This window comes from Chryseobacterium contaminans, assembly GCF_001684955.1.
GTDB classification, from domain to species: Bacteria; Bacteroidota; Bacteroidia; order Flavobacteriales; family Weeksellaceae; genus Chryseobacterium; species Chryseobacterium contaminans.
The window spans coordinates 14,844-39,286 of record NZ_MAYF01000090.1; the positions used below are offsets into that span (position 1 = coordinate 14,844).

At 36.7% G+C, this 24,443-nt stretch carries 17 protein-coding genes; all 17 read right to left on the reverse strand.

The genetic code is table 11. The annotated features are described in order from the left end of the window. Nucleotides 1-507, reverse strand: coding sequence for an ankyrin repeat domain-containing protein (locus BBH99_RS06845; protein ID WP_228390760.1), 507 nt, complete (start codon nucleotides 505-507; stop codon nucleotides 1-3). Between the two features lie 14 nt (nucleotides 508-521). Further along, nucleotides 522-1,064: a YceI family protein gene (locus tag BBH99_RS06850; protein WP_066693795.1), complete on the reverse strand. Its 543-nt coding sequence runs from the start codon at nucleotides 1,062-1,064 to the stop codon at nucleotides 522-524. 11 nt (nucleotides 1,065-1,075) lie between these two features. Beyond that, nucleotides 1,076-1,423, reverse strand: coding sequence for a hypothetical protein (locus tag BBH99_RS06855; RefSeq protein ID WP_066693797.1), 348 nt, complete (start codon nucleotides 1,421-1,423; stop codon nucleotides 1,076-1,078). Nucleotide 1,424: 1 nt separating this feature from the next. Further along, the gene (locus BBH99_RS06860; protein ID WP_066693799.1) at nucleotides 1,425-2,267 is read right to left on the reverse strand and encodes a DUF5777 family beta-barrel protein; all 843 of its coding nucleotides are present in this window, start codon (nucleotides 2,265-2,267) and stop codon (nucleotides 1,425-1,427) included. A gap of 127 nt (nucleotides 2,268-2,394) precedes the next feature. Then, nucleotides 2,395-3,042, reverse strand: a complete 648-nt coding sequence (locus BBH99_RS06865) for a Crp/Fnr family transcriptional regulator (RefSeq protein WP_066693802.1) — start codon at nucleotides 3,040-3,042, stop codon at nucleotides 2,395-2,397. A 213-nt stretch (nucleotides 3,043-3,255) separates the two neighbouring features. Next, nucleotides 3,256-5,433, reverse strand: a complete 2,178-nt coding sequence (locus BBH99_RS06870; RefSeq protein ID WP_066693804.1) for a TonB-dependent receptor — start codon at nucleotides 5,431-5,433, stop codon at nucleotides 3,256-3,258. A gap of 37 nt (nucleotides 5,434-5,470) precedes the next feature. Further along, nucleotides 5,471-5,959, reverse strand: a complete 489-nt coding sequence (locus tag BBH99_RS06875; protein ID WP_123873058.1) for a hypothetical protein — start codon at nucleotides 5,957-5,959, stop codon at nucleotides 5,471-5,473. A gap of 74 nt (nucleotides 5,960-6,033) precedes the next feature. Beyond that, on the reverse strand, nucleotides 6,034-6,489 hold the full coding sequence (locus BBH99_RS06880; protein WP_123873060.1) for a hypothetical protein: 456 nt from the start codon (nucleotides 6,487-6,489) through the stop codon (nucleotides 6,034-6,036). 5 nt (nucleotides 6,490-6,494) lie between these two features. Next, the gene (locus BBH99_RS06885; RefSeq protein ID WP_083188769.1) at nucleotides 6,495-9,344 is read right to left on the reverse strand and encodes a T9SS type A sorting domain-containing protein; all 2,850 of its coding nucleotides are present in this window, start codon (nucleotides 9,342-9,344) and stop codon (nucleotides 6,495-6,497) included. 372 nt (nucleotides 9,345-9,716) lie between these two features. Next, entirely contained in the window at nucleotides 9,717-10,022 is a 306-nt protein-coding gene (locus BBH99_RS06890; RefSeq protein ID WP_027375539.1) for a DUF3467 domain-containing protein, read from the reverse strand. 87 nt (nucleotides 10,023-10,109) lie between these two features. Then, complete coding sequence (gene rpoC / locus BBH99_RS06895; RefSeq protein WP_066693816.1) at nucleotides 10,110-14,375, reverse strand: DNA-directed RNA polymerase subunit beta'; 4,266 nt, start codon at nucleotides 14,373-14,375, stop codon at nucleotides 10,110-10,112. A gap of 122 nt (nucleotides 14,376-14,497) precedes the next feature. Next, nucleotides 14,498-18,319, reverse strand: a complete 3,822-nt coding sequence (gene rpoB, locus BBH99_RS06900) for a DNA-directed RNA polymerase subunit beta (RefSeq protein WP_066693818.1) — start codon at nucleotides 18,317-18,319, stop codon at nucleotides 14,498-14,500. Nucleotides 18,320-18,762: 443 nt separating this feature from the next. Continuing rightward, complete coding sequence (locus BBH99_RS06905; RefSeq protein ID WP_066693820.1) at nucleotides 18,763-21,363, reverse strand: T9SS type A sorting domain-containing protein; 2,601 nt, start codon at nucleotides 21,361-21,363, stop codon at nucleotides 18,763-18,765. Nucleotides 21,364-21,401: 38 nt separating this feature from the next. After that, nucleotides 21,402-22,556 (reverse strand): hypothetical protein, encoded by a 1,155-nt coding sequence (locus BBH99_RS06910; RefSeq protein ID WP_066693822.1) that lies wholly within the window; start codon nucleotides 22,554-22,556, stop codon nucleotides 21,402-21,404. Nucleotides 22,557-22,662: 106 nt separating this feature from the next. Further along, nucleotides 22,663-23,160: a hypothetical protein gene (locus BBH99_RS06915; RefSeq protein WP_066693825.1), complete on the reverse strand. Its 498-nt coding sequence runs from the start codon at nucleotides 23,158-23,160 to the stop codon at nucleotides 22,663-22,665. 271 nt (nucleotides 23,161-23,431) lie between these two features. Next, entirely contained in the window at nucleotides 23,432-23,800 is a 369-nt protein-coding gene (gene rplL, locus BBH99_RS06920; RefSeq protein ID WP_066693827.1) for a 50S ribosomal protein L7/L12, read from the reverse strand. A 46-nt stretch (nucleotides 23,801-23,846) separates the two neighbouring features. Next, nucleotides 23,847-24,431, reverse strand: coding sequence for a 50S ribosomal protein L10 (gene rplJ / locus BBH99_RS06925; protein ID WP_066693829.1), 585 nt, complete (start codon nucleotides 24,429-24,431; stop codon nucleotides 23,847-23,849). Nucleotides 24,432-24,443 lie beyond the last annotated feature (12 nt).

A 24,443-nucleotide genomic window follows, 5' to 3' on the forward strand; every position in this document is an offset into this window, starting at 1 on the left:
TTACTTTTTTAAGATATTAATGATTTCTTCCTTGTGAGTCTGTAAGGCATATTCAAAAGGAGTCATTCCCATTGAATCTTTTATTGATTTATCGGCTTTATATTTAAGTAAAAGCTCAATTAACTCTTTATTCCCAAATTTCACTGCCCAAAATAACGGTGTAGAACCTGTAGCGTCTGCAATATTTGGATCTGCATTTTTCTTCAGTAAATCTTCTACCAGCTTTTTGTTATATTTCACAGAAAGACCTGCTAATGCTGTTCCTTCTTTGCTTTTGTAGTTGACATCCTTTACATGGTCTATTAAAAATTCTGCCACCTCTACATTTCCTCTGTAGCAAGCAAGAATAAGCGGTGAAAACCCTCCTTCATTGATTTGATTAATAATATCCGGATTCTGCTTCATCAGTTCTTTTACTTCGGAAACCGTTCCGCTTCTGGCAATATCAAATATTGATTTTGCTTTTTCCTGAGCCCATAGCAATGATCCCAGAAATATACTTACCATTATAATAAGATTTCTCATTTTACCAGGATATAGTTATATTCAACATTTACATTTTCGGCAATTTTTTTAGTAACCACTTTAGGTATTGTTACTTTATAGTCTGCCGGTTTTGCTACAAAGCTTCCCTGCATATAAATCTTTCCATCCTTTGCATACATTGAAGCAGAAGAGGATATTGCTTTATCTACTCCATGAAAGTTTAAAGTTCCCTGAACAGTATATTTCTGGGGACTGGCGGTCAATTTTGATTTATCAAAGCCTATAATTTTTCCTTTAAATGTAGTTTTAGGAAATTTGGCAGATTCGGCATAGCTTTCATTGAAGTGTTCTTCCATCAATTTGGTTTTAAAATGAAAGTTTTTAACCACAGAAACGGATGCCATTTCTCCGGTATCAGCATTAAGAATCACCAGATTGGCATCATCTTGTGCGTAGATATCTTCAAAGAGAGGCACTGATGCTTCAAATGTTAGTTTACCTGTTTTAGAGCTGTATTTCTGGGCTGAGGCATAACCGGCAAAAAGCAGTAATATGCTTAATAATGTTAGTTTTTTCATATCAAATCTTTTTAATTTTCAGTTAATCCATCTGCTTTCCACTTAATGAAAGTATTAATCTGAGTAGAAGATAATGAACCTCCTTTAGGCATTTTCTCCGGATCTCCGTTTGCTCTTTGAATCCGGTCTAAAATTCCGTCTATATTATTTTTCACCTGGTCATAAGTGGCTAAAGGTTTAAAACTGCCTGCAGAATGACATCCAATACAGTTATTATCCATTATCGGCTTTATATCTGCTGTATATTTTACAGGTAAGATGATGGGCTTATTTTCTGAAATTTCTTCATAAGTTCTGCTTTCACAAGAAGTAATGATTGCTGCAAATGATAGGGTCAGTATGTATATTCCTTTTCTCATATTAAAAAACTCTGTAAAGATTAAACCCAAAGAAAATGTGCCCTTTTCCCCAATTTCCTGATGCATTTGTAAGGTATCCGATATCTGAATTGATCTGGGAATTCGTAAATAAAAGCTGGAAAACATGCCCCCCGGTTTCTATATCCATACCTAACGATAAGGGATTTTTATAAAAACTGTGATTGTCGAAATTCACAAAGTATTCGGCATTTATAGAAATTCTTTTTGAAATTTTATAGCGCCCGCCAAGACCGGCAAGAAATTGATTTTTATCTTCCGTAGTAGGTTCATAAAGATTTTTATGTACATAGGAAGGGGTAAATTGCAATGAAAATTGATCACTAAATCTTCTGGAAATAAGAGCCTGTGTAAGATAAGACAGCCTGTCACTGAATCTAAGGTGGGGATAGGTATCTTTATCCAAAGCTGTATTGGCGCCCATTACATGATATCCTACAACATCTACCGGAAAGTTCTCATTTTGTCTTACCAATCTATATTTAATGCCTCCTTCAAAGGTTTTCATATTGGTTTCCCGGGATAGGCTTAAAGAGATGGCATCTGTAACTCCATAGATTACACCTAATTTAGTAGAAGCATTATCCAGGCCAAAGAAATCTTTAAATCCAGCGCTTACATCACCAAAACGGTGTGCAACCACCATATACCATTCTTTTTTGGCGGCAAGTTTAGTGGATTGGCCGGTCACAATCTGCAGAGCTTTGAATGCCGGCTGTGACACGTCCGTATTGGTTTTTACAGTATCAATATCTTTCAGCAGATCTTCCTGTGCAAAGGCAAAAACTGATGAAAATACTGAAAAAAATAAGAGAGCTTTTGTCATATTACAATTTATATTAAATTATGATATAACAAATCTATCGTGTTCTCAATTCAAAAATATGTGATAAAAGTCACCAAGAAAATCGTTTTTATCAATCATAAATTTAAAAGTTTTAAAACAATATAAATTAGATCAATCTAACATTTTCATTTACAGCTACTTTTATTCCTTCTTTTGTAATTAGAATATCTCCATCATTTTCAATTTTTTTTAAAACCCTGCTTACAACTTCCCTGGAAGTTCCAAGATTGTTGGCAATTTCTCTGTGGGTAATTTTTATAGGATTATTTCCTGTAACGGAAATCTGTTGTCTGATATAATTAAGCACTCTCTTATCCAGACGATGAAAAACGGCATCATTTACCATGCTCATGATTTCTGAAAACCGCTTGTCATACTCACGGTAAAACAGTTTATTTATCTCCGGAAACCTCAGCAGCCATTCATGCATAACAGAAACAGGAATAAGCAATGCCTCGGAATCTTCTTCTGCTACAGCATATACCCTACTTATGTAATCTGTAAAAATAGATGAAAAAGTCATCAGGCAGCTATCACTTTCTTTGATATAATAATAGATCAGTTCTCTTCCATCGTTTAACGTGAAAACTTTTATAGATCCTTTGATCAAAAAAGGGACATATTTATTTTTCTGCCCTTCTCTTACAATTTCAGTCTTTGATTTTATATCTGCTAAAACAGCATGCTTCTGAAATTCATTCAAAAAATCGTTTCCCAAGAACCCGAATTTCTGAATAATAAATTGATTGTTCATTTCTTATTTTCTTCAATATTTTGAAACAAATATATAAAACAAGATCTATTATTCAATAAAAAACAAAAAACTTTAATTATTAATAAATAAAAACAATTTTAAAATCTATTTATATAAAAATTTGCTATAAAATAATTCACTGTATTAACAATTTGCAATAAAAAAACTGTTCCATAAAAATGAAACAGTTTTTATAAAAGTCTATATTTCTGATTAGAATCTATATTTCAGGTTAACACCATAAAAGAAATAAGACGTATTAGGTCCCGGATTTAAATCTGTAGGAACTGAATAATTACTTCCTTTATCTGAATCATTGATATTATTACCCAGGAATAAGAATGTATAATTGATCTGGTTGGTAAGATTATTACCCATTACATAAAGATCTACATCAAACTTTCCAAAGGTCTTCTTATATCCCAATTTTGCATTCAACAACCCAAAACCTTTCACAAGTCTTTCGTTAGTAAAGTTAGTATATACCTGCCCCAGATAATTAAATGTATTTAAGAGATAAAAACCTGGTTTTGTATAAATATCTAAACCTAGTGCATATTTATTTCTTGGAACTCCTACGACTGTTTTATGATCATATACCATTAGTTTTCCTAGCTTCTTGGTATCAGGATCCTGATATTTGGGATCATAAACAGAGAAATCTTTGTATTTTGCATCATAATAAGATAGGTTTACAAACGGAACAATTCTTTCTATAAAAGAATTATCTGTTCTGTATTGATAACCCACACTAAACTCCAATCCAGTATTTTTCTGACTCCCTGTATTAGCCCAGTATGTCTGATTAGCAGTATTTCCAGGGATTAACAATTGCGTGAGTTTATCTGAATAATCTATTCTGAATGCTGAGATACGATAATCTAATTTTGTATTCATTAAAAGCCCATGTACACTGAAATCCAACATTTTTGCGCGCTCAGGTTTTAAATCATCATTCATAGTATTGGTACCGGTAATGTATGATGAAGCTGCTGTAGGAGAATTATACCCTTCACTATAGCTTAGATTAAAGATCTGATGTTTCCATTCTTTCTGTAAGGCAAAATGCGGAGTATAAGCTGTTTTGTATTGCTTTTCAAATGATTGATCTGTATGTCCTGCTATTAATCCCGGTAATGCGTAAAGATCTTTTCTGTCATAATTTGTTCTATTGGCACTTAAACCAGCCAATAACGTAAGCCCCCAAGGTTTATAGGTAAGGTAGTCTATTACAAAATAAGTGGATTGATTGCTGTTGTATTTAAAATACGACGCGTTCACCATCCCTGCTGTCTCTAAAGGATTTGTTATTGAGCCTGTAAAACGATAGCTTGATGTAGTGGAAACGGAGTTCTGTATTTCAGCACCGAAGTCTAAACGGTTTTCAAAATCTTTAAATTCATTTTTAAGGGTGAATGTTGAACGTAGCCCTACATTCGGAGAACTGGTAACTCCATATGCCCCTGCGGAAACACTTTCTGTATTTCCATTATAATAAAACAAGGTAGTATAGTTTCTTAAATTGGACGTAAGGCTTACCATATTGCTTAATCCAACTCTTGTTGATTTTATCTTTGTTCCGGAATTTTTACGAATATATGCCGTATTTCCATTATCTATTCCTGCATAATAATCTTCGTAAGAAATTTGCCCTGAAGTATGTTCATAGGAATAAGCCTGGCTTGCAAAGAAACTTAACTGGTCTTTTTTCCCTAGCTTAACGGTACCATTCACATTAAAAAAGTTTTTTAATCCGCCACCATTAGGCCTGTATCCATCCGTTTCAAGATGTCCGTATGCTGCACTTACTGAGTAATTTTCATCTGCAACATTCAATTGTGTTCTGGACTGGAATGTTTTAAATGCCCCAAACATGGCATTTTCTGAGATAGATGCACCTTTTGTAAAATCCGGACGGGTATAAAAACGAACAGCACCTCCAACTCCACCACCATACATGGTTGCTGCGGGACCTTTAATAACTTCTACATTGGTTACATAGGCGAAATCAACATCATCCAGAACAGTTACCCCTTCAGCGTTAGTTAACGGCATATTATTCCAATAAGCTTTCACTCCCCAGTTATTGAACTTCTGGTCGTTTCCATATCCACGAAGAACAAGTCTCTGTCCACCAAAATTGGTTCTTTTATCTACCTGAAGTCCAGGCATTGTAGACAATGTCTGATCAATTGCCGCAGGATTATTTCTGTTAAGATCTTCTTCGGAAAGCGTTTCTACGGATTGTCCGTGTCTTTTAAATTCTGCGCGTTCCTGTTTTATTTTTTTTCTACCAAGGATATTAACTTCATCAATTGATCCTTCCTGCACCTGTTGAGCATGAGCTATAACGCAACCTAACATTGCTGCCATGCATATATATTTTTTCATTATTTAAAAATTAGTTACCATTAATATTATATTCTCTTTAAACAAGTTGAATCTCCGGAGGAGGAATACTAATGGATAAATAATGAGTACTTTCTGATAGGTAATAGTGATTGGGTATTATATTTAGATTCAGCCTTAAAAAAAAGGGAACCTCTTTTTCGACAAGAATGATAAATCTGGATGTTTTAAGCAAATCTTTCTTAAGTCCCGGCAGATCGATCTGAGTTCTAAGATTACTTCTTTTAACGATTAGCTTTTTAGAAAGGTCCACCAAAGAATTGATGATAATATCTTTTTTGTCAAGGTAACAGAAGAAAAGCTTTTCCCCATTAATGGTAGTCACCTGAACGACATCATAAGAAAATCCGTCAAGCACAAATTCTTTATCTTCTTTCCATTCTGCTTTTGTTAAATCTTCTTCTGTAAAACATACCGTTTTTGATTTCTTTAAAGGATTCCGGGCAATATTATACTGCGTATGTTCGTATAGTTTTCTTTTTACATGAGAAACAACCGTGTAAGCCATATTATTAAACAACATGATCACCGGAATGCATAAAAAGATAAAAAATAGTTTTCTGTTCAAAAATAAACAATATTTTAAGGAGCCAGTTCTTCCTTAGTTTCAACCGAACTAAACTTTGGAATACTGATTCTATAGGATTTATTAGAATTTTTCAAGGTATATTCTACCCAACTTTCTTTGAGATTAGCCTTCTTCCCGGTACTTTCAGCAGATCCTCCTACCGGCAGGTCCTCAACATTTACATCATGGCTATTTTTATACTGCAGGTTTCCTTGTATCACAATAACATTTCCTGAAGTATTCTGACTGAACGGAACTTTACTTCCTTCTGCCATCAGATTTTTTACAATAACATTATTTTTTGCGCTCAGTTTTACGGTGTAAATAATTCCTTTTACTCCTGCTCTTCCGCCCGACCATACTGTTCTTTCAGCAGAAAGTAAAGAAACAGATTTATCCTGAAAATTGGATACTGGCATTCCACAGGATGCCAGTATCCAAAATAATATTAATAATAATGGATTATTCATTTTTTTTAATCATCATCACCTTCGGTATGTCCAATTACCAGGAAGTTACCATTAAATATGATTTCTCCTTTATCTTCAGCTTTCAGAATATAAGTTCCCGGAGTCATTTTCTGTCCGAATTCTTCATCAGACTTTACATTCTTCTTGCTATATACCAATCTTCCAGCCTTATCAAATATGCTGATATCTACAGTACTATGATTGGTATTATTAAATCTTAAACGGGCAATTCCTTTGGATGGATTAGGATAAACTCTGTTCGCCGTTCTTGGAGATACCGCTGTAGTTTCTGAAGTCGCCAGGTTAGTATTGGTATTTTGAGTTGTCCATGCTCCTCTTCCATAAGTAGAAACCAAAACTGTTTTTGTGGAAGGTCTGTAATCCAGGTTTGTTACTCTTACGTTCCCAATATTTCCTGTTACTGATGACCATGTAGGTGCTCCGGAAAGGAAATTTCCTGTTCCCCATACTCCCAACTCTGTACCTACTAATACTTCATTAGGATCATCCGGATTTCTTAGGATAGTTCTTACCGGCATATCTGGCAGGTTACCTTCTTTATTCTGCCATGATGTTCCACCATCTGTTGAATAGAATACGCTAATCTGATTATAATTAGATAAGGTTAGTAAAATTTCATTTTCATTAGCTCCAAATTCTATATCTGAAATTGTTCCTGCAGCAGGTGATGTTAAAGCAGTAGATGTATATGATGGAGTGTTGGCATTGGTAATTTTAAAAAGTCTTCCCAGGTTAGTTCCTACAAAGAGTGTAGAGGATGTTTTTGTATGAGGAGAAATTTTAAGCCACGAAACTTGTTCGCCAGTCTGTGCTGTTCCTACATTAATCTGATCATTGGTGAATGTAGTCGCGGTACTGCTAAGCCCGGCTGTTCTGAAAAGCGTAAGCCCTGAGCGGTAAGAATAGAAAACATCATTCATTCTATCCAATGCAATTTCGTTTACGAAATGTCCCATATTTCTGTTGGCAGAAGTTGTAATCAGATAATTGGCATATGGTGTGGAATTCAGTAAATAATGACTATTATTGGTATAGCTGGAAATTTCATAATTATCCTGATCATCATATTCAGGATACATTCCGTCTCCTCCGGTAGCGGCTTGTGTAGTTAAGAAATTATTAGCCTGAGGTACACCATACAGCCACCATGATCCGTTATCCTGCGCTCCAGCCAATAATTCTTCATTGGCAGGTGTTTTTGTAGGGTTAAGTACAGCCCCATAGAACTGGGTTACATTGTATCTTGTATTCCTTGCAACCATACCTCCAACAGCACCAATATTTTCTTTATTTGCGGCAAAAAAGATTCCTCCATCATTTCCAAACATCATTTGCCCTGTACCGTAATTATTGAATGGATTAAATACTATAGCATGCTGATCGGCATGTACCGTAGAAACAGCCAAATTAGCCATATTATTGTTATTGGACCATTTTGAAATCTGCGTCCAGTTCATTCCGCCGTCTGTGGATTTGAATAAATCAATACCTCCAATGTACAGTGTATTATCATTCAGAGGATCTGCTTTTATAACCAGATCATAAAAAGATTGTCCTCGTGTAAAGTCATTGGCCGGAATACTGGCATCTGTAGCTGTAGGTAATTTAATAACCTGTGGTACATCAGAAGTAGACTGCCATGTAGCTCCGCCATCAGCAGTTTTCACAATTCTGATAGGCTCCGCAGTTCCTACTCCCTGCATAAAAGCATAAGCTTTATTGGCATCCGTTTTCGAAAGCGTAAAATTAACTCTTGAGCCAGTATTTCCTACATTATAGATTTGAGTGAAAGTATTTCCATCAGTAGATTTAAAAATTCTACCTCCTGAATCTATATTTGTAAATCTGGAACTCCTTGTAGAAAGCCATATAGAATTATCAGCGGCAATTTCTATTTGCTGGATAGAATATCCTGTTGTACTTACTACATTTGTTGTTGTATTCATTGCCAGCAGGTTGGTATTTTTGGTAAATGTTGCCCCGCCGTCTACAGATTTATACAATCCTGCCTGGCTTAGTCCTTGCCATCCATCATTAAAGGATATACCAACATAAGAACCGCTTACTCCTGCATATATCTCTGAAACCCCGTTATTATTTCTTACTTTAATATCATTGATGTAAAAATTTCCATTTCTTACTCCATTAGCAGAATAAGTAACCGGAACGGTAAAAATCTGAGTCCATGTAGCGCCGCCATCTGTAGTTTTCCAGATTCCTGAGCCTACAACATCAGTAGTTGATGATTCTCCCGTACCTACATAAAATGTCTGGGAATTGTTGGGATCATAAGTAATGCATACCACAGAGGTATTTGCCCAGAATGTACTTAAAGGCTGCCACTCGTTTGTACTCACTGAAGGATCCTGATTTACCCAAAGGCCTCCTGACACTCCACCTGCAAAAACTCTTTTACCTGCAGGATCATTAGGATCATACATGATTGCTCTTGTTCTTCCTCCTACATTATAAGGCCCTCTCTCAATCCAGGGTTCATTAATTATTTTTCCTGTAGCCGATCCCTGGTTTCCGGAAATAAAAGACATGGGTTGAGCAGCTTTGTACTGTCCCGTTAAAATATCCTTGTTTACCTTTGCCAGTTTTTCAAAATTAACATTTCCCGTAACAGGATCCATGGTTCTTTTATAATCCTCCTCATTATATAAATCCGGAGGAGTTCCCATTAACTTAGCATTCTTATGTGCTTTCTTAATGTCTTTTTCATATTTAACATAAAGCTCCTGCAAGTGCTTTTGATTAGCCTGAGGCTTATTTTGCTGCTGAGCATACATATTAATGCAAAGTAAAGCAGCTGCAATAGGATAGAGTTTCATTCCTTTCAATTTTTCGCAAATTTAATTAAGAAAAATCAAATATTTTAACCCATATTAACTTAATTCATTCAATTTATATTTAAAATGAATAAAATTAAAAAGCATTGCATTTTGAATATTTTATAAGTCTATATCAGAGGTAGAATTATGAAAAACGCAATCATTCATAAAAAAGAACAACTTTGTGAATTAATTATTCGTTTAAAAAAGCTAAGTACCAAAACTTTCAATCAATTAACGCATCTGATTTCAACAATAATTAATCTATTAATTTTATTTATACCTTATTTGGCAATTCCTCCGTAAACAAAATACCACAAAAAAATGCCCTGATAAAAACCAGGGCATTCTTATTTTATTGTAAGAAAAATCTTAAGCTTGTACGTTGTTTCCTCCTAATACGAAAGGCTCAACTTCTTTGATTTCTCCAAACTGCTGCTCGTAGTTAGCGATGTTCTGTTGAAGAGCGCTTAAAACTCTTTTAGCGTGAAGTGGAGCAAGAATTACTCTTGATCTTACTTTAGCCTGCTGAACACCTGGCATCAACTGAATAAAGTCTACTACAAATTCAGATGGAGAGTGGTTTACTAAAGCTAAGTTAGCATAGATACCAGCAGCTACCATTTCGTTTAATTCGATGTTGATGTTTCCGTCTTGTGGATTTTGATTGTTGTCCATTGTTATAAATTATGTTTTTAAAATTCGAAATTTGAGATTGTGAAAATATAAAAATAATTTCAAATCCCAAATTTCAAATCATTAATTTTAGTTAAGGTCCTCGAATTCTTTCTTAGAACCTACAATAACGTTCTGATACTCTTTAAGACCTGTACCTGCAGGAATTCTGTGTCCTACAATTACATTTTCTTTAAGACCGTTAAGATCGTCTATCTTACCAGCAACTGCTGCTTCGTTAAGAACTTTAGTTGTTTCCTGGAATGATGCTGCAGACATGAAAGATTTCGTTTGAAGGGCCGCTCTTGTAATACCTTGTAATACAGGAGTTGCTGTAGCAGGAAGAGCTTCTCTTACTTCTACCAACGCTAAATCTTCACGCTTCAACTTAGAGTTTTCGTCTCTTAATTCTCTTGCAGTAATCATCTGACCTGGCTTGAATTCTTTAGAATCACCAGCATCTACTACTACTTTAAGACCGAATACTCTGTTGTTTTCTTCCAAGAAGTCATACTTATGCTCAAGAGCTCCTTCAAGGAATTGAGTATCACCTCCATCCACGATAGATACCTTGGTCATCATTTGTCTTACAATGATTTCGAAGTGCTTGTCGTCGATTTTTACCCCCTGTAGACGGTAAACTTCCTGGATCTCATTTACTAAGTATTCCTGAACAGCTGTTGGGCCTTTAATTCTTAAGATATCGTCTGGAGTGATTGAACCGTCAGAAAGTGGCGAACCAGCTCTCACGAAGTCATTCTCCTGTACTAATATCTGGTTGGATAATTTAACCAAGTAAATTTTTCTTTCTCCAGTTTTAGCTTCAACGATCAATTCACGGTTACCTCTCTTAATTTTTCCGTAAGAAACTACCCCGTCGATTTCAGTAACAACCGCTGGGTTTGAAGGGTTTCTTGCTTCGAATAATTCGGTAACTCTCGGAAGACCTCCGGTGATATCCCCTGCTTTTGCAGATTTTCTTGGGATCTTGATTAGGACTTTACCAGCCTTAATTTTCTCACCATCGTTTACCATTAAGTGGGCTCCTACCGGTAAGTTGTAAGCTTTTTGCTCAACTCCTTTAGAGTCTACCACCTTCAAGGTAGGTACGGCTTTCTTATTTCTTGATTCAGAGATTACTTTCTCTTCGAATCCTGTTTGTTCGTCAATTTCAAGTTGGAATGAAATACCCTGGATGATATCCTCGTATTCTACCTTACCTGAAGTTTCAGCAATAATTACCGCGTTATACGGATCCCATCTACAGATCGTATCCCCTTTCTTCACTTTATCACCTGGTTTCACAGATAGAATAGATCCGTAAGGTACGTTAGCTACCATTAATGGAGTTCTGGAATCATTGTCAGCAACTAATCTAAATTCTGTTGAACGGGAAACCACAACCTCAGCTGTATTACCGTTTTCATCTTCAGAAGTAATTGTTCTTACTTCATCCATTTCAACGATACCGTCTCTTCTTGCCACGATAGATGGGTTTTCTGATACGTTTCCTGCAGTACCCCCTTGGTGGAAGGTTCTCAACGTAAGCTGAGTACCTGGCTCCCCAATTGACTGTGCTGCAATTACACCTACCGCTTCACCCATATGGATCATCTTACCTGTTGCTAAGTTTCTACCGTAACATTTCGCACAGATACCTTTCTTAGCTTCACAAGTAAGTGGAGAACGTACTTCAACTGCTTCTAATCCTGCTTCTTCAATTCTCTTAGCTAATTGCTCAGTGATTACCTGATCTGCTTCAGTGATTAACTCATCAGTTTCAGGATCATAGATATTGTGAAGAGATACTCTACCTAAGATTCTTTCAGAGATTTTTTCAACGATCTCGTCATTTTTCTTAAGTGCAGTAACTTCAGTTCCTCTTAATGTTCCACAGTCATCTTCTGTAACGATAACGTCCTGTGCAACGTCTACCAATCTTCTGGTTAGGTAACCAGCATCGGCAGTTTTAAGAGCGGTATCCGCAAGACCCTTACGAGCACCGTGGGTAGAGATAAAGTACTCTAAGATGGAAAGACCTTCCTTAAAGTTTGCAAGGATCGGGTTTTCGATGATCTCCGCACCGGTAGAACCAGCTTTTTGCGGTTTCGCCATCAAACCTCTCATCCCTGATAACTGACGGATCTGTTCCTTAGAACCCCTCGCCCCAGAGTCAAGCATCATGTATACAGAGTTGAAACCACCTTGGTCAGTTTTCATTCTGCTCATGATCATTTCAGTTAATCCGGCGTTGGTGTTAGTCCAAACGTCGATTACCTGGTTATAACGTTCTGTATCGGTAATTAGACCCATGTTATAGTTAGCTCTAATTTCGTCTACAGTTTCGATTGATTGTGCAATCATCTGTTTTTTCTCAACAGGAACTACAATATCTCCAAGTGAGAAAGACAGACCTCCTTTGAATGCGTTTGAATACCCTAGATCTTTCATTGCATCCAGGAACTTCACGGTTGTAGGGAAATCCGTATCAGCAAGAATCTTACCGATAACGTTTCTTAATGATTTCTTAGTAAGAAGCTCATTAATATATCCTACCTGTTTTGGTACAATCTGGTTGAATAAGATTCTACCTACAGTAGTTTCAATCAGTCTTGTTACGATTTCTCCGTTTTCCTTAACAGGCAATTTACATCTTACCTTAGCATTTAGAGAAACTTTTCCTTCTGCATAAGCGATTTCCGCTTCCTCAGGAGAATAGAATGCAAGACCTTCCCCTTTTACTTTCATATCTTCTGTAGAACTTAATTCTTTAGTCATGAAATAAAGACCAAGAACCATGTCCTGAGATGGTACTGTAATTGGAGAACCGTTTGCAGGGTTCAAGATGTTTTGAGAACCTAGCATTAATAACTGAGCTTCAAGGATCGCTTCTGGTCCTAACGGCAAGTGTACCGCCATCTGGTCACCATCGAAATCGGCATTGAAGGCCGTAGTTACTAACGGGTGTAGCTGGATTGCCTTACCTTCGATCATCTTAGGTTGGAAAGCCTGAATACCCAGTCTGTGAAGAGTAGGTGCCCTGTTCAATAGTACCGGGTGACCTTTCATCACGTTTTCAAGGATATCATAAACTACTGGTTCTTTTCTATCGATAATTCTCTTCGCAGATTTTACTGTTTTTACAATTCCTCTCTCGATTAGTTTTCTAATGATGAATGGTTTGTAAAGTTCAGCTGCCATATCTTTAGGGATACCACATTCGTGAAGCTGTAAGTTTGGACCTACAACAATTACCGAACGCGCAGAGTAGTCAACCCTTTTCCCTAGTAAGTTCTGACGGAAACGACCTTGCTTACCTTTCAATGAATCAGAAAGTGATTTCAATGGTCTGTTTGATTCAGATTTTACTGCAGAAGATTTTCTTGTGTTATCGAATAATGAATCTACTGATTCCTGAAGCATACGCTTCTCGTTTCTCAGGATTACTTCAGGAGCTTTGATCTCCAATAATCTCTTCAAACGGTTATTTCTGATGATAACTCTTCTATAAAGGTCATTTAAGTCAGAAGTTGCGAAACGTCCTCCATCCAATGGAACCAATGGTCTTAGTTCCGGTGGGATAACTGGAAGAACACGCATAATCATCCACTCTGGTCTGTTGATCATTCTTGTATTAGCACCTCTTAATGCTTCTACAACGTTCAATCTCTTAAGAGCTTCAGTTCTTCTTTGCTTAGATCCTTCATTGTGAGCTTTGTGTCTCAAGTCGAAAGACAATGCATCAAGGTCAATTCTCTTTAATAATTCTTCAACCGCTTCAGCACCCATTTTAGCGATGAATTTGTTCGGATCAGAATCATCAAGATATTGGTTCTCGATTGGAAGAGTTTCCATGATATCAAGGTACTCTTCTTCTGTAAGGAATTCCATATTCTCGAAATCAGAACCGTCTAATTTCTTAGCAATACCTTGTTGAATCACTACATATCTTTCGTAGTAGATGATCATATCTAATTTCTTAGAAGGAATTCCAAGAAGGTATCCGATTTTGTTTGGTAATGAACGGAAATACCAGATGTGTGCAATTGGAACTACAAGGTTGATGTGCCCGATTCTCTCTCTTCTTACTTTTTTCTCAGTAACTTCTACTCCACAACGGTCACAAACGATCCCTTTGTAACGAATTCTCTTGTATTTACCACAAGCACATTCGTAATCCTTTACAGGACCAAAGATTTTCTCACAAAATAGCCCGTCTCTTTCAGGCTTGTGAGTTCTGTAGTTAATAGTTTCCGGCTTTAAAACCTCCCCTCTTGAGTCCTGTAAAATAGACTCCGGTGAAGCTAAACCGATGGTTATTTTATTAAATCTACTTGATTTATTTTTATTTGACATAATTTTTTTTAGATTTTAGATTTCAGATTTCAGATTTCAGACGAAATCATCATTCCAAATTCAAGGATTATAAAATTCTTAGAGTGCCATAGTCTGACATCTTGTGTCTGACATCTGATATCTTACTCCTCCAATCTTACGTCTAATCCAAGACCTTGTAACTCGTGAAGTAATACGTTGAATGATTCCGGAATACCTGGTTCAGGCATAGATTCACCTTTTGCAATTGCTTCATAAGTTTTTGCTCTACCAATCACGTCATCCGACTTCACAGTAAGGATCTCTCTCAGGATGTTAGATGCACCGAATGCTTCAAGTGCCCAAACCTCCATCTCTCCGAATCTCTGACCTCCGAACTGAGCTTTACCTCCTAACGGCTGCTGAGTAATCAATGAGTAAGGACCAATAGAACGTGCGTGCATCTTATCATCAACCATGTGTCCTAGTTTCAGCATGTAGATAACACCCACCGTAGCTGCCTGTGTAAATCTTTCTCCGGTACCACCATCATAAAGGTGAGTGTGGCCGAATTTAGGAAGACCTGCTTTCTCAGTGTACTCAGTAATCTGATCAAGGCTAGCACCATCGAAGATTGGCGTAGCGAACTTCATTCCTAATTTCTGACCAGCCCATCCAAGAACTGTTTCATAAATCTGTCCGATGTTCATACGGGAAGGTACCCCAAGTGGATTCAATACGATATCTACTGGTGTTCCGTCTTCAAGGAATGGCATATCTTCTTCACGAACGATTCTTGATACGATACCTTTGTTACCGTGACGTCCTGCCATTTTATCCCCTACGTTCAGTTTACGTTTCTTAGCGATGTAAACTTTAGCCAACTTCATGATACCAGCTGGAAGCTCATCTCCGATTGAAATGGCGAATTTCTCACGGTTTTTAACTCCCTGGATGTCGTTATATTTGATTTTGTAATTGTGAATCAATTGCTTGATCAATTCATTCTTGTCAGCGTCTACTGTCCAGTCTGAACCGCTAACGTTTACATAATCTTCAACTGAAGTTAATAGCTTGTGAGTGAACTTCACACCTTTACCGATAATCTCTTCATCAAGGTCATTTTGTACCCCTTGAGAAGTTTTACCGCTTACCAGTGTATTTAATTTTTCAATTAAAGTGTTTCTCAACTCGTCAAACTTAGCCTTGTAAGTGTTTTCAATTTCTTCAAGTTTAAGTTTTTCTTCAGTTCTTTTCTTTTTATCTTTAATGTTTCTAGAGAACAATTTCTTGTTGATAACTACCCCTCTTAATGAAGAGTCAGCTTTTAATGATGCATCTTTTACATCACCAGCTTTATCACCGAAGATTGCTCTAAGAAGTTTTTCTTCAGGAGTCGGGTCAGATTCACCTTTTGGAGTAATTTTACCAATCATGATATCTCCAGGCTTCACTTCAGCACCGATTCTGATCATACCGTTCTCGTCAAGATCTTTAGTAGCTTCTTCAGAAACGTTTGGAATATCAGCTGTAAGTTCTTCCATACCTAATTTAGTATCACGAACTTCTAATGAATATTCATCTACGTGGATTGAAGTAAACCAGTCTTCACGTACAACTTTTTCGTTGATTACGATCGCATCCTCGAAGTTGTATCCTTTCCAAGGCATGAACGCTACCACTAAGTTTCTACCAAGAGCTAATTCTCCTTTTTCAGTAGCATAACCGTCGCAAAGTACCTGTCCTTTTTCCACTACATCACCTACTCTTACGTTTGGTCTTAGGGTAATGGTTGTACTCTGGTTAGTTTTTCTGAACTTAGTAAGGTTGTATGTTTTAGTAGCAGACTCGAATTGTACTAAATCTTCGTCTTCACTTCTTTCATATTTAATAACGATTTTGTCAGCATCTACGTACTCTACAGTACCTGTACCTTCAGCGTTAATTAAAATTCTTGAATCTCTTGCAACTTGCTGCTCAAGCCCTGTACCAACAATTGGAGCCTGTGGCTTCAATAAAGGAACGGCCTGACGCATCATGTTAGATCCCATCAATGCACGGTTCGCATCATCATGCTCCAGGAATGGAATTAACGAAGCGGAAATACCGGAAATCTGGTTTGGTGCTACATCGATAAGGTCAACCTGGTTAGGTTCTACTACCGGATAATCACCATCTAGTCTTGCAATAATTCTGTCTGTTTCGAATTCACCATTATCACTCAATTCAACGTTTGCCTGAGCAATTACTTTAGCTTCTTCGTCTTCTGCATTAAGATAAATAGGAGCAGCGTTAAGATCAATCTTACCGTTTTCTACTTTTCTATATGGAGTTTCGATGAAACCAAGGTTGTTGATTTTCGCATAAATACCTAAAGATGAAATCAAACCGATGTTTGGTCCTTCCGGAGTTTCAATCGGACAGATTCTTCCGTAGTGGGTATGGTGAACGTCTCGAACCTCGAAACCTGCTCTTTCTCTTGATAAACCACCAGGCCCTAGTGCAGATAATCTTCTCTTGTGAGTGATCTCTGATAGTGGGTTGGTTTGGTCCATGAACTGAGATAGCTGGTTGGTACCGAAGAATGAGTTGATTACAGATGTTAAAGTCTTAGCGTTAACAAGGTCAAGTGGAGTAAAGATTTCGTTATCTCTAACGTTCATTCTCTCCTTGATTGTTCTTGCAATTCTTGAAAGACCTACTCCGAACTGTCCTGCTAATTGCTCACCAACAGTTTTAATTCTTCTGTTAGATAAGTGGTCGATGTCATCCACCTCTGCTTTAGAGTTTACAAGCTCAATTAAGTGTCTTACAATCGCAATGATATCTTCTTTTGTAAGCACCTCAGTTGTAGTAGGGATGTTAAGACCTAACTTTTTGTTTAGTCTGTAACGTCCTACTTCACCTAAAGAGTATCTCTGCTCAGAGAAGAATAATTTTTCAATGATTCCTCTTGCAGTTTCCTCATCTGGCGGATCTGCGTTTCTTAACTGACGATAGATGTACTCTACTGCCTCTTTTTCAGAGTTTGTAGGGTCCTTTTGTAATGTATTCTGAATGATAGAGAATTCATTGCTGTTTTCTTTGTGAATCAGGATAGATTTCACACCAGCATCCAGGATAAGATCTAAGTGTTCTTTTTCAAGGATAGTCTCTCTATCTAAGATGATTTCGTTTCTTTCGATAGAAACTACTTCACCTGTATCTTCGTCTACGAAATCTTCGAACCAAGTGTTCAATACTCTCGCAGCCAATGTTCTCCCTTCTACTTTTTTAAGGGCAGCTTTAGAAACTTTTACTTCTTCAGCAAGGTCGAAGATCTGAAGGATATCCTTATCAGATTCGTAACCGATAGCTCTTAATAAAGTTGTTAATGGTAACTTTTTCTTACGGTCGATATACGCGTACATTACGCTGTTGATATCAGTTGTAAATTCCATCCAAGATCCTTTGAAAGGGATAATTCTTGAATAGTAAAGTTTGGTTCCGTTAGCGTGGTAAGTCTGTCCGAAGAATACCCCCGGAGATCTGTGTAACTGAGTTACGATTACACGCTCTGCTCCATTGATAATGAATGAACCAGAAGGAGTCATGTAAGGAACCGGACCTAAATATACGTCCTGAACCACTGTTTGGAAATCTTCATGTTCCGGGTCAGTACAGTACAGTTTAAGTCTTGCTTTTAGAGGAACTGAATAAGTAAGTCCTCTTTCCACACACTCATCAATTGAATAACGTGGAGAATCTACCAGATAGTCTAAGAATTCTAATACGAATTGGTTTCTTGAATCCGTAATTGGGAAATTCTCTTGGAAAGTCTTGTAAAGAGCTTCGTTCTTTCTGGCTTCAGGAAGTGTATCAAGCTGGAAAAATTCTCTGAAAGACTCGATCTGGATGTCCAAGAAGTCTGGAGTTACAATTTTTCCTTTCGCTGATGAGAAATTAATTCTCGGATTTCCTTGAGTTGTTGATTTTGTTTTACTCATAAAACTTTTAAGAAAGGGTTAAAAAATATTTTGATTCATTTAAAAATATCAGAAAAGGGCAAGAAACAAGGTAAAAGTAAAAGGTAAAAGTGTTTTTGGCGCTCACGAAGGACCTTAAAGGCTTTTAACTTTGCACTTGGCTCTTTCTAACTGCAACACTGGTATATCTTTTCACAGCGTAATGCAAAATATTTTTCTTACTTTTGAGACGGTATTACTCATAATATCTATAAACACAAAATCCCTTCCATGCTATTACACAATGAAAGAGTTGATTTTCAGTATTTTATAAATTTACAAACAATTTTTCGCGCCAAAAGAGGGGCAAATATACAAAAAAATATCCATAATTACAAATAATCTCTCTCATTTTTAGGCAGTTAAAAATAAAAAGGATTGCCCATTTCTGAGCAACCCTTCGTTAACACTAGGTTTCCTTATTATTATTTCACAATAACTTTATAAGACTTCACAGTCGATTTAGTTTCTACCTTAATGATATAAATTCCTGTAACTAATCCACCGGTATCAATACCTGCACGTGCAGAGAAATTACCTGATTTTACAGCTTTTCCTTCTGCAGAGAACAATGTGTAAGTACCTTCTTCTGCTGCTGTAACCATAAGGTTTTCTCCAGCTTTTACAGGGTTAGGATAGATCTTCACATCATTGGCAGCTTGTGTTATTTCTGAAGTTCCTGTACTTCTTGCCGTACTTGTTAATGCATTTTTCAACAATGAAGCATATGGTGAAAGCGGAGAATTAGGCGCTCCTCTTTTTACAAGATCCGTATCAACTACAGCCTGAATACCATCTTTATCACTGTCATTGATTGTAGAGATAAATCCTCCTCCTAATGTATCCAAGTTGCCTTTTCCTATCTGATACAGATCAAAATCTGAACCGTTAGAAGTTACATCAAGGAAATCCGGCATATTATCTCCATCTGTATTTTTAATTGGATATTTTAGAGTTCCGGAATCCGGATAAGTTTCCAATACATCCGCCAAACCATTCTTACCTACAGCAACCCCGTTATCTATAATTCCATTATGATCCGCATCAATTTGGTTGATTACCGAGATAGGAATACCTGATTCAAACAGATCTAAAATTCCATCATTATCAGAATCCAGATCACGATAATTCGGAATAGCATCTCCCAGGATAGGAGTAATTAAAATATCACCTTCCAGGTCATCATCTTCAAATTTAGCATTCTTATCAAAATCTTCTATAGAATCCGGAATACCATCATTATCAGAATCAAAATCACAGGCATCTACCACACCATCTCCATCTGTATCCAATGTTGGCGATTTATCATTTACCACTGTACATCCTTCTGCACAATCCGGGATACCGTTACCATTATTATCAATACTATCATCACCTCCCGGGCAACGGTCAAAACAATTCGGAACCCCGTCATTATCATCATCTTTGCTGGCAAATGCATTATAGATATAGTAACTCTGAGGAATACGAACTGCGGTACCACTATTGAAAGTAATTTTCATTCTGTTAAAAGGTTTAGTAGCTTTCCCGCCTACATAAAATTTATTAGAGTTTGTGGTAAAAAAGTTACCACTGATAAGACTTCCTGAACTTGTAAAGGTCTCTGTTGCATAATTTCCATTGTACAATGTTACTGTAATGTTTTCCAGAACACTTACTCCCAAAAGATTTCCAGCTTTTTCTACCGTAAATCCAGCCATTGTATTAGCAGGAAGCATAGTGTTACTGCTTACTGTTGCAAATGCGGAGAAAATACTGAAGATAGATGCAGCCGGAACTGTTGCTGTTGCATAATTGGATGGATTGTTATCTACAATAGCTTCCGGATTTGTCATTTTAGCCAAAATAAGACCTAAGAATCCAGGCCCTGAAGTCCAGCTTGATCCAGTTACTAAATTTCCGGGTACCGCTGATCCGCTGGTTTGAATTTTATCATCACATTCACAAGAAATAGGTTCTTCGAAAGCATAATATACTTTAAGCGCTCCCAGGTTGAATCCTACTGTCTGAGTAATTTTCAATCTTACTTCATTGAAAGGCTTAGTGGTTGTTAAAGTAACCTTTTGCTTTCCGGAACCATATCCAAGAACCTTAATATTAATTAGCCCACCACCATCTGAAAGCTGTCTTGAATCCTGAAGCTGACCAAATAAATAAGTTTCAATGGTAATATTCTTTAAAAACTCAGCACTTAGCAGTTTTCCCTGATCGTCCGGTTCAATAACAAACCCTGTTCTGTTTCCTGCAGGATATACTTGGTTTTTATCTAAAACACCTACCGAATAAGATCCTAACAATCCTATCGGAAGAACTATTTTTCCATAAGAATTTTTATTTCCGTCACCAATATTTTCTTTATTCTGAACATAAGAAAGCGGAGCCAGGAAACTGCTGCTTCCGGATACATTACCATCTACACCACTTCCTGCAATGATATCATCGCAAATCCCATTGTTATCTGTAGGAACTCTTGTTGGATCAAATGCAAATGCATAATATACATTCATTGCGCTGAATACGGAAAGAACATTGGTTTGATACAATCTTACTTCATCAAACTCTTTAGAGGTTTTAAAATGTAAGAATATTCTGTTTTTACTGCCTCCAAATGCAGGTACTGATAAAAGTGTACTGCTTGTGCTGGTCTCCTGAAGAACACCATTTTTATAAGTACTGATTCTTAATGAGCTTAAAAGATCAATCGTGATAAAGCTCGTTCCCAGATCTACATTAAATCCGGTAATATACCCTGCCGGATAAATGGTATTGTTATTCTTTACAGAGATTCCATTTCCACTTATTAAAGAAGCAAAATTTCCCATACTTACACTGTTATCCAGATTGGCATCCACCACCGGATTCATGCTTCCATTATAACATGCCAGACAAATCCCGGAATTATTTACCGGTTTTGCTTCTACCCCCATTCCTCGGATTGGTTCATAACCTTGCTGTGCAAATGCTATTGCAGACATTATTAATGTCATAAGCATTACAGCTAGTTTCTCGAATAATTTTTTGGTCATTTTTTATTGTTTTATAAAGTTTGTGTTTCTAATTTTGGTTAAAGGATCTGCCATGTAAAAGTTCCTGCTCCAGTTTGCTTACATCCCACAAAGTTTCCTACTGATAAGGAGACTTCATATATAATAGTTCCTGCATTTGAGGCATCACAGGTTGGTCTTGCATTAGCTTTAATTTGTATGGCTTTACTTACTTCAAGATCTGCAAAGTTTACCGAGCTTGGAACCATATTGATTCCCACATTAGTGGTTGCAGCATTATTCTCATCAAAAAAAACCTGAGTCCCGTTTGCATATACTGTTTGCCCTGAATTAGCAGTTCCGGAAAATCCTACTACAAATGCCTTCCCTCCCACAGCTGAGCTTGCAGAACCAACTGCAATACTATTGGGGTCTACTGTATTTCCACTTCCTATCGCGATCCCTCCCTTGTTATTATGTAGATTTCCTAATGTAAGTCCTGTTGCTCCACTCACTGTATTGGAATTTCCAAATACAAAATGATTAGCTCCTGATGCTGTATTGGAATTTCCAATGATCTTTGCGCCACTTGTAGCCGAGTTATTGGCACCAATAGCCAAAGCCGGAAAATTGGCATTAATTGCAGTAGCTGTATTATTTCTTCCAATGGCAACATTGGAAGAGGTTGAATTGGTTATATTGTTTGAACCCCATGAAAAAGCTGCATAAGGACCTGATGCATCGTTAGCATTTCCACCTTGTAGGGTTCCATTTACATCAAGTATACCTTTTACATTCTTCTGAGTAGCCAAAACCAGATTCTGTCCATCACTGGTTCCCAGATAATTTCCTGTAGAAATATCTTTACCTAACGTTGCAGAAGTGGCAACCGTACCGCTGTTTCCTACTGTACGCCAATCTGCATTCAAATTTCCCCATTTAGTACCATCAAAATAATAATACCCAGGAGTTATAACATCTACAGTTTGCCCGGTAGGCGACGCCTCAGCAACGGTAACGTACACTATAGCTCCGGTTTGAGCAACAGTATAGTTCTTAGCTTTCAACTGCACTCCCGTAAGCCTTGGAGCAATAACTCCGTCAAGTTTAGCAGCATCTGATGGGAAACCCACCACATCAAATGTAGCCTGGGGTTGTCCTGTATTAATCCCAACCTGTGCAGACAAAGAAAATCCGACAGATAAAAGTGCCAATGTGAATAATTTGTTTTTCATTCTTTAGTTGATATTTGTTGTGTTTGTTTTTTAGATAGGATAATCCGATGACTATTTCATTTAAAATTGTAAATGAAACTCTACCAGGATCGAAAAAATCAGAAAATTAGTATATAGGGAAAATGGTTAGTTTATCAGGGATCTTAATGATGAACTTAAACCCATCAATAAGTTTAACGGAACTGATGTAAAATCTTTTTATTTGCCTGATAATACTTAATATATCAATATGACCAGCAAAACTTAGGGACCTCCATTTATGCCAGGTAGGAATAGATTCTAAATCCTTCATAGGCAAAAGAAAGAAATCCTTGTCATTGACAACTGGTAAACTACTTTGTAAAGAATTTTCAAAAGCGACATAAGGAACATGATCACTATAGTTTATATGATGAGAATTCATGTAATCCAGTGAACTGACAAGTTTCTGTGAAAATATACCAGATAAATACGGGTAAAGATCGGTATCAGCTGCATCATTATGGCAGAGCAACTCAGGCTCATTTACCGTTGCAGATATAATGCTAGCGTTTAGTTTTCCTATAGCCGACAGTAATAGAAGAAATACTATTTGGCCATAGGAAAGAAAATAATTTCTATCCAATTGTTGTGTTTTTTATTAATACAAATATAACAATTTTTCAAACAAAACAATATTTTAATAAAAAAAAACAAATAAAAATATTCAACAATAAAAATAAGAACAATAAAACATATTAAAATATGAATAATAAATAATTATAACAAAATATAATATGATACAATGCAAAAATATTCAAATACATTTATAGATAAAAATTTACGTTTAATTACAAAGAGTAACAAAAAAGCCTGAGCAAATGCTCAGGCTTCTTATATTTATAATAAAATTGAAATTATTTCAATTCTACTTCAGCACCAGCTTCTTCTAATTGCTTCTTAAGAGCTTCAGCTTCGTCTTTAGATACACCTTGCTTCAATGGAGCAGGAGCACCGTCTACGATATCTTTAGCTTCTTTAAGACCAGCACCAGTTAAATCTTTTACTAATTTAACGATAGCTAATTTAGAAGCACCTGCAGACTTAAGAATTACATCGAATTCAGTCTTTTCTTCAGCAGCTTCACCTGCAGCTCCACCTGCAACTACTACAGCAGCAGCAGCTGGCTCAATTCCGTACTCATCCTTAAGGATAGCAGCTAATTCGTTTACGTCTTTTACAGTTAGGTTTACTAGCGTTTCAGCTAAATTTTTTAAATCTGACATTGTTGTAATGTTTTTGTTGATTATTTATTTAATTTTTTGAGTATAATTATTCAGCACTTGTTTCTTCAGTGCTTTCTGCAGCAGCTTCTGGAGCTTCAGCAGGAGTTTCTTCTACCGCAGGAGCAGCTTCTTCAGCTTTAGCTTCTACAGTTTCAGGTTTGTTTTGAAGAGCAGAAACAACTCTTTGGATTGGAGACTGAAGTAATCCGATGATTTCACCGATCATTTCTTCTCTAGACTTGATGTTAGCCAACATATCTAGGTTGTTGTCACCAATATAGAAAGTTTCTTGAACAAAAGCAGACTTTAAAGCTGGCTTTTCTTCTTTCTTTCTGAATCCTTGGATAAGTTTCGCAGGAGCGTTAGCTGTATCAGCAATCATTAATGCTGAATTTCCTTTGAAAGATGGGAACATTTCAGAGTAATCTACTCCTTCAATTTGCTCCATTGCTTTTTGTAAAAGTGTATTTTTTACAACTTTTACTTTGATATTTTGTTTGAAAGCCTGTCTTCTGAAATCTGAAGATTTACCAGCGTTCAAACCTTCTAGATCTGCTACGTATACTACTTTTGCATCCTGAAGCAAATCTTTGATCTCTTGTATCGCTACAACTTTTTGGTCTTTTGTCATTGTCTTAGGATT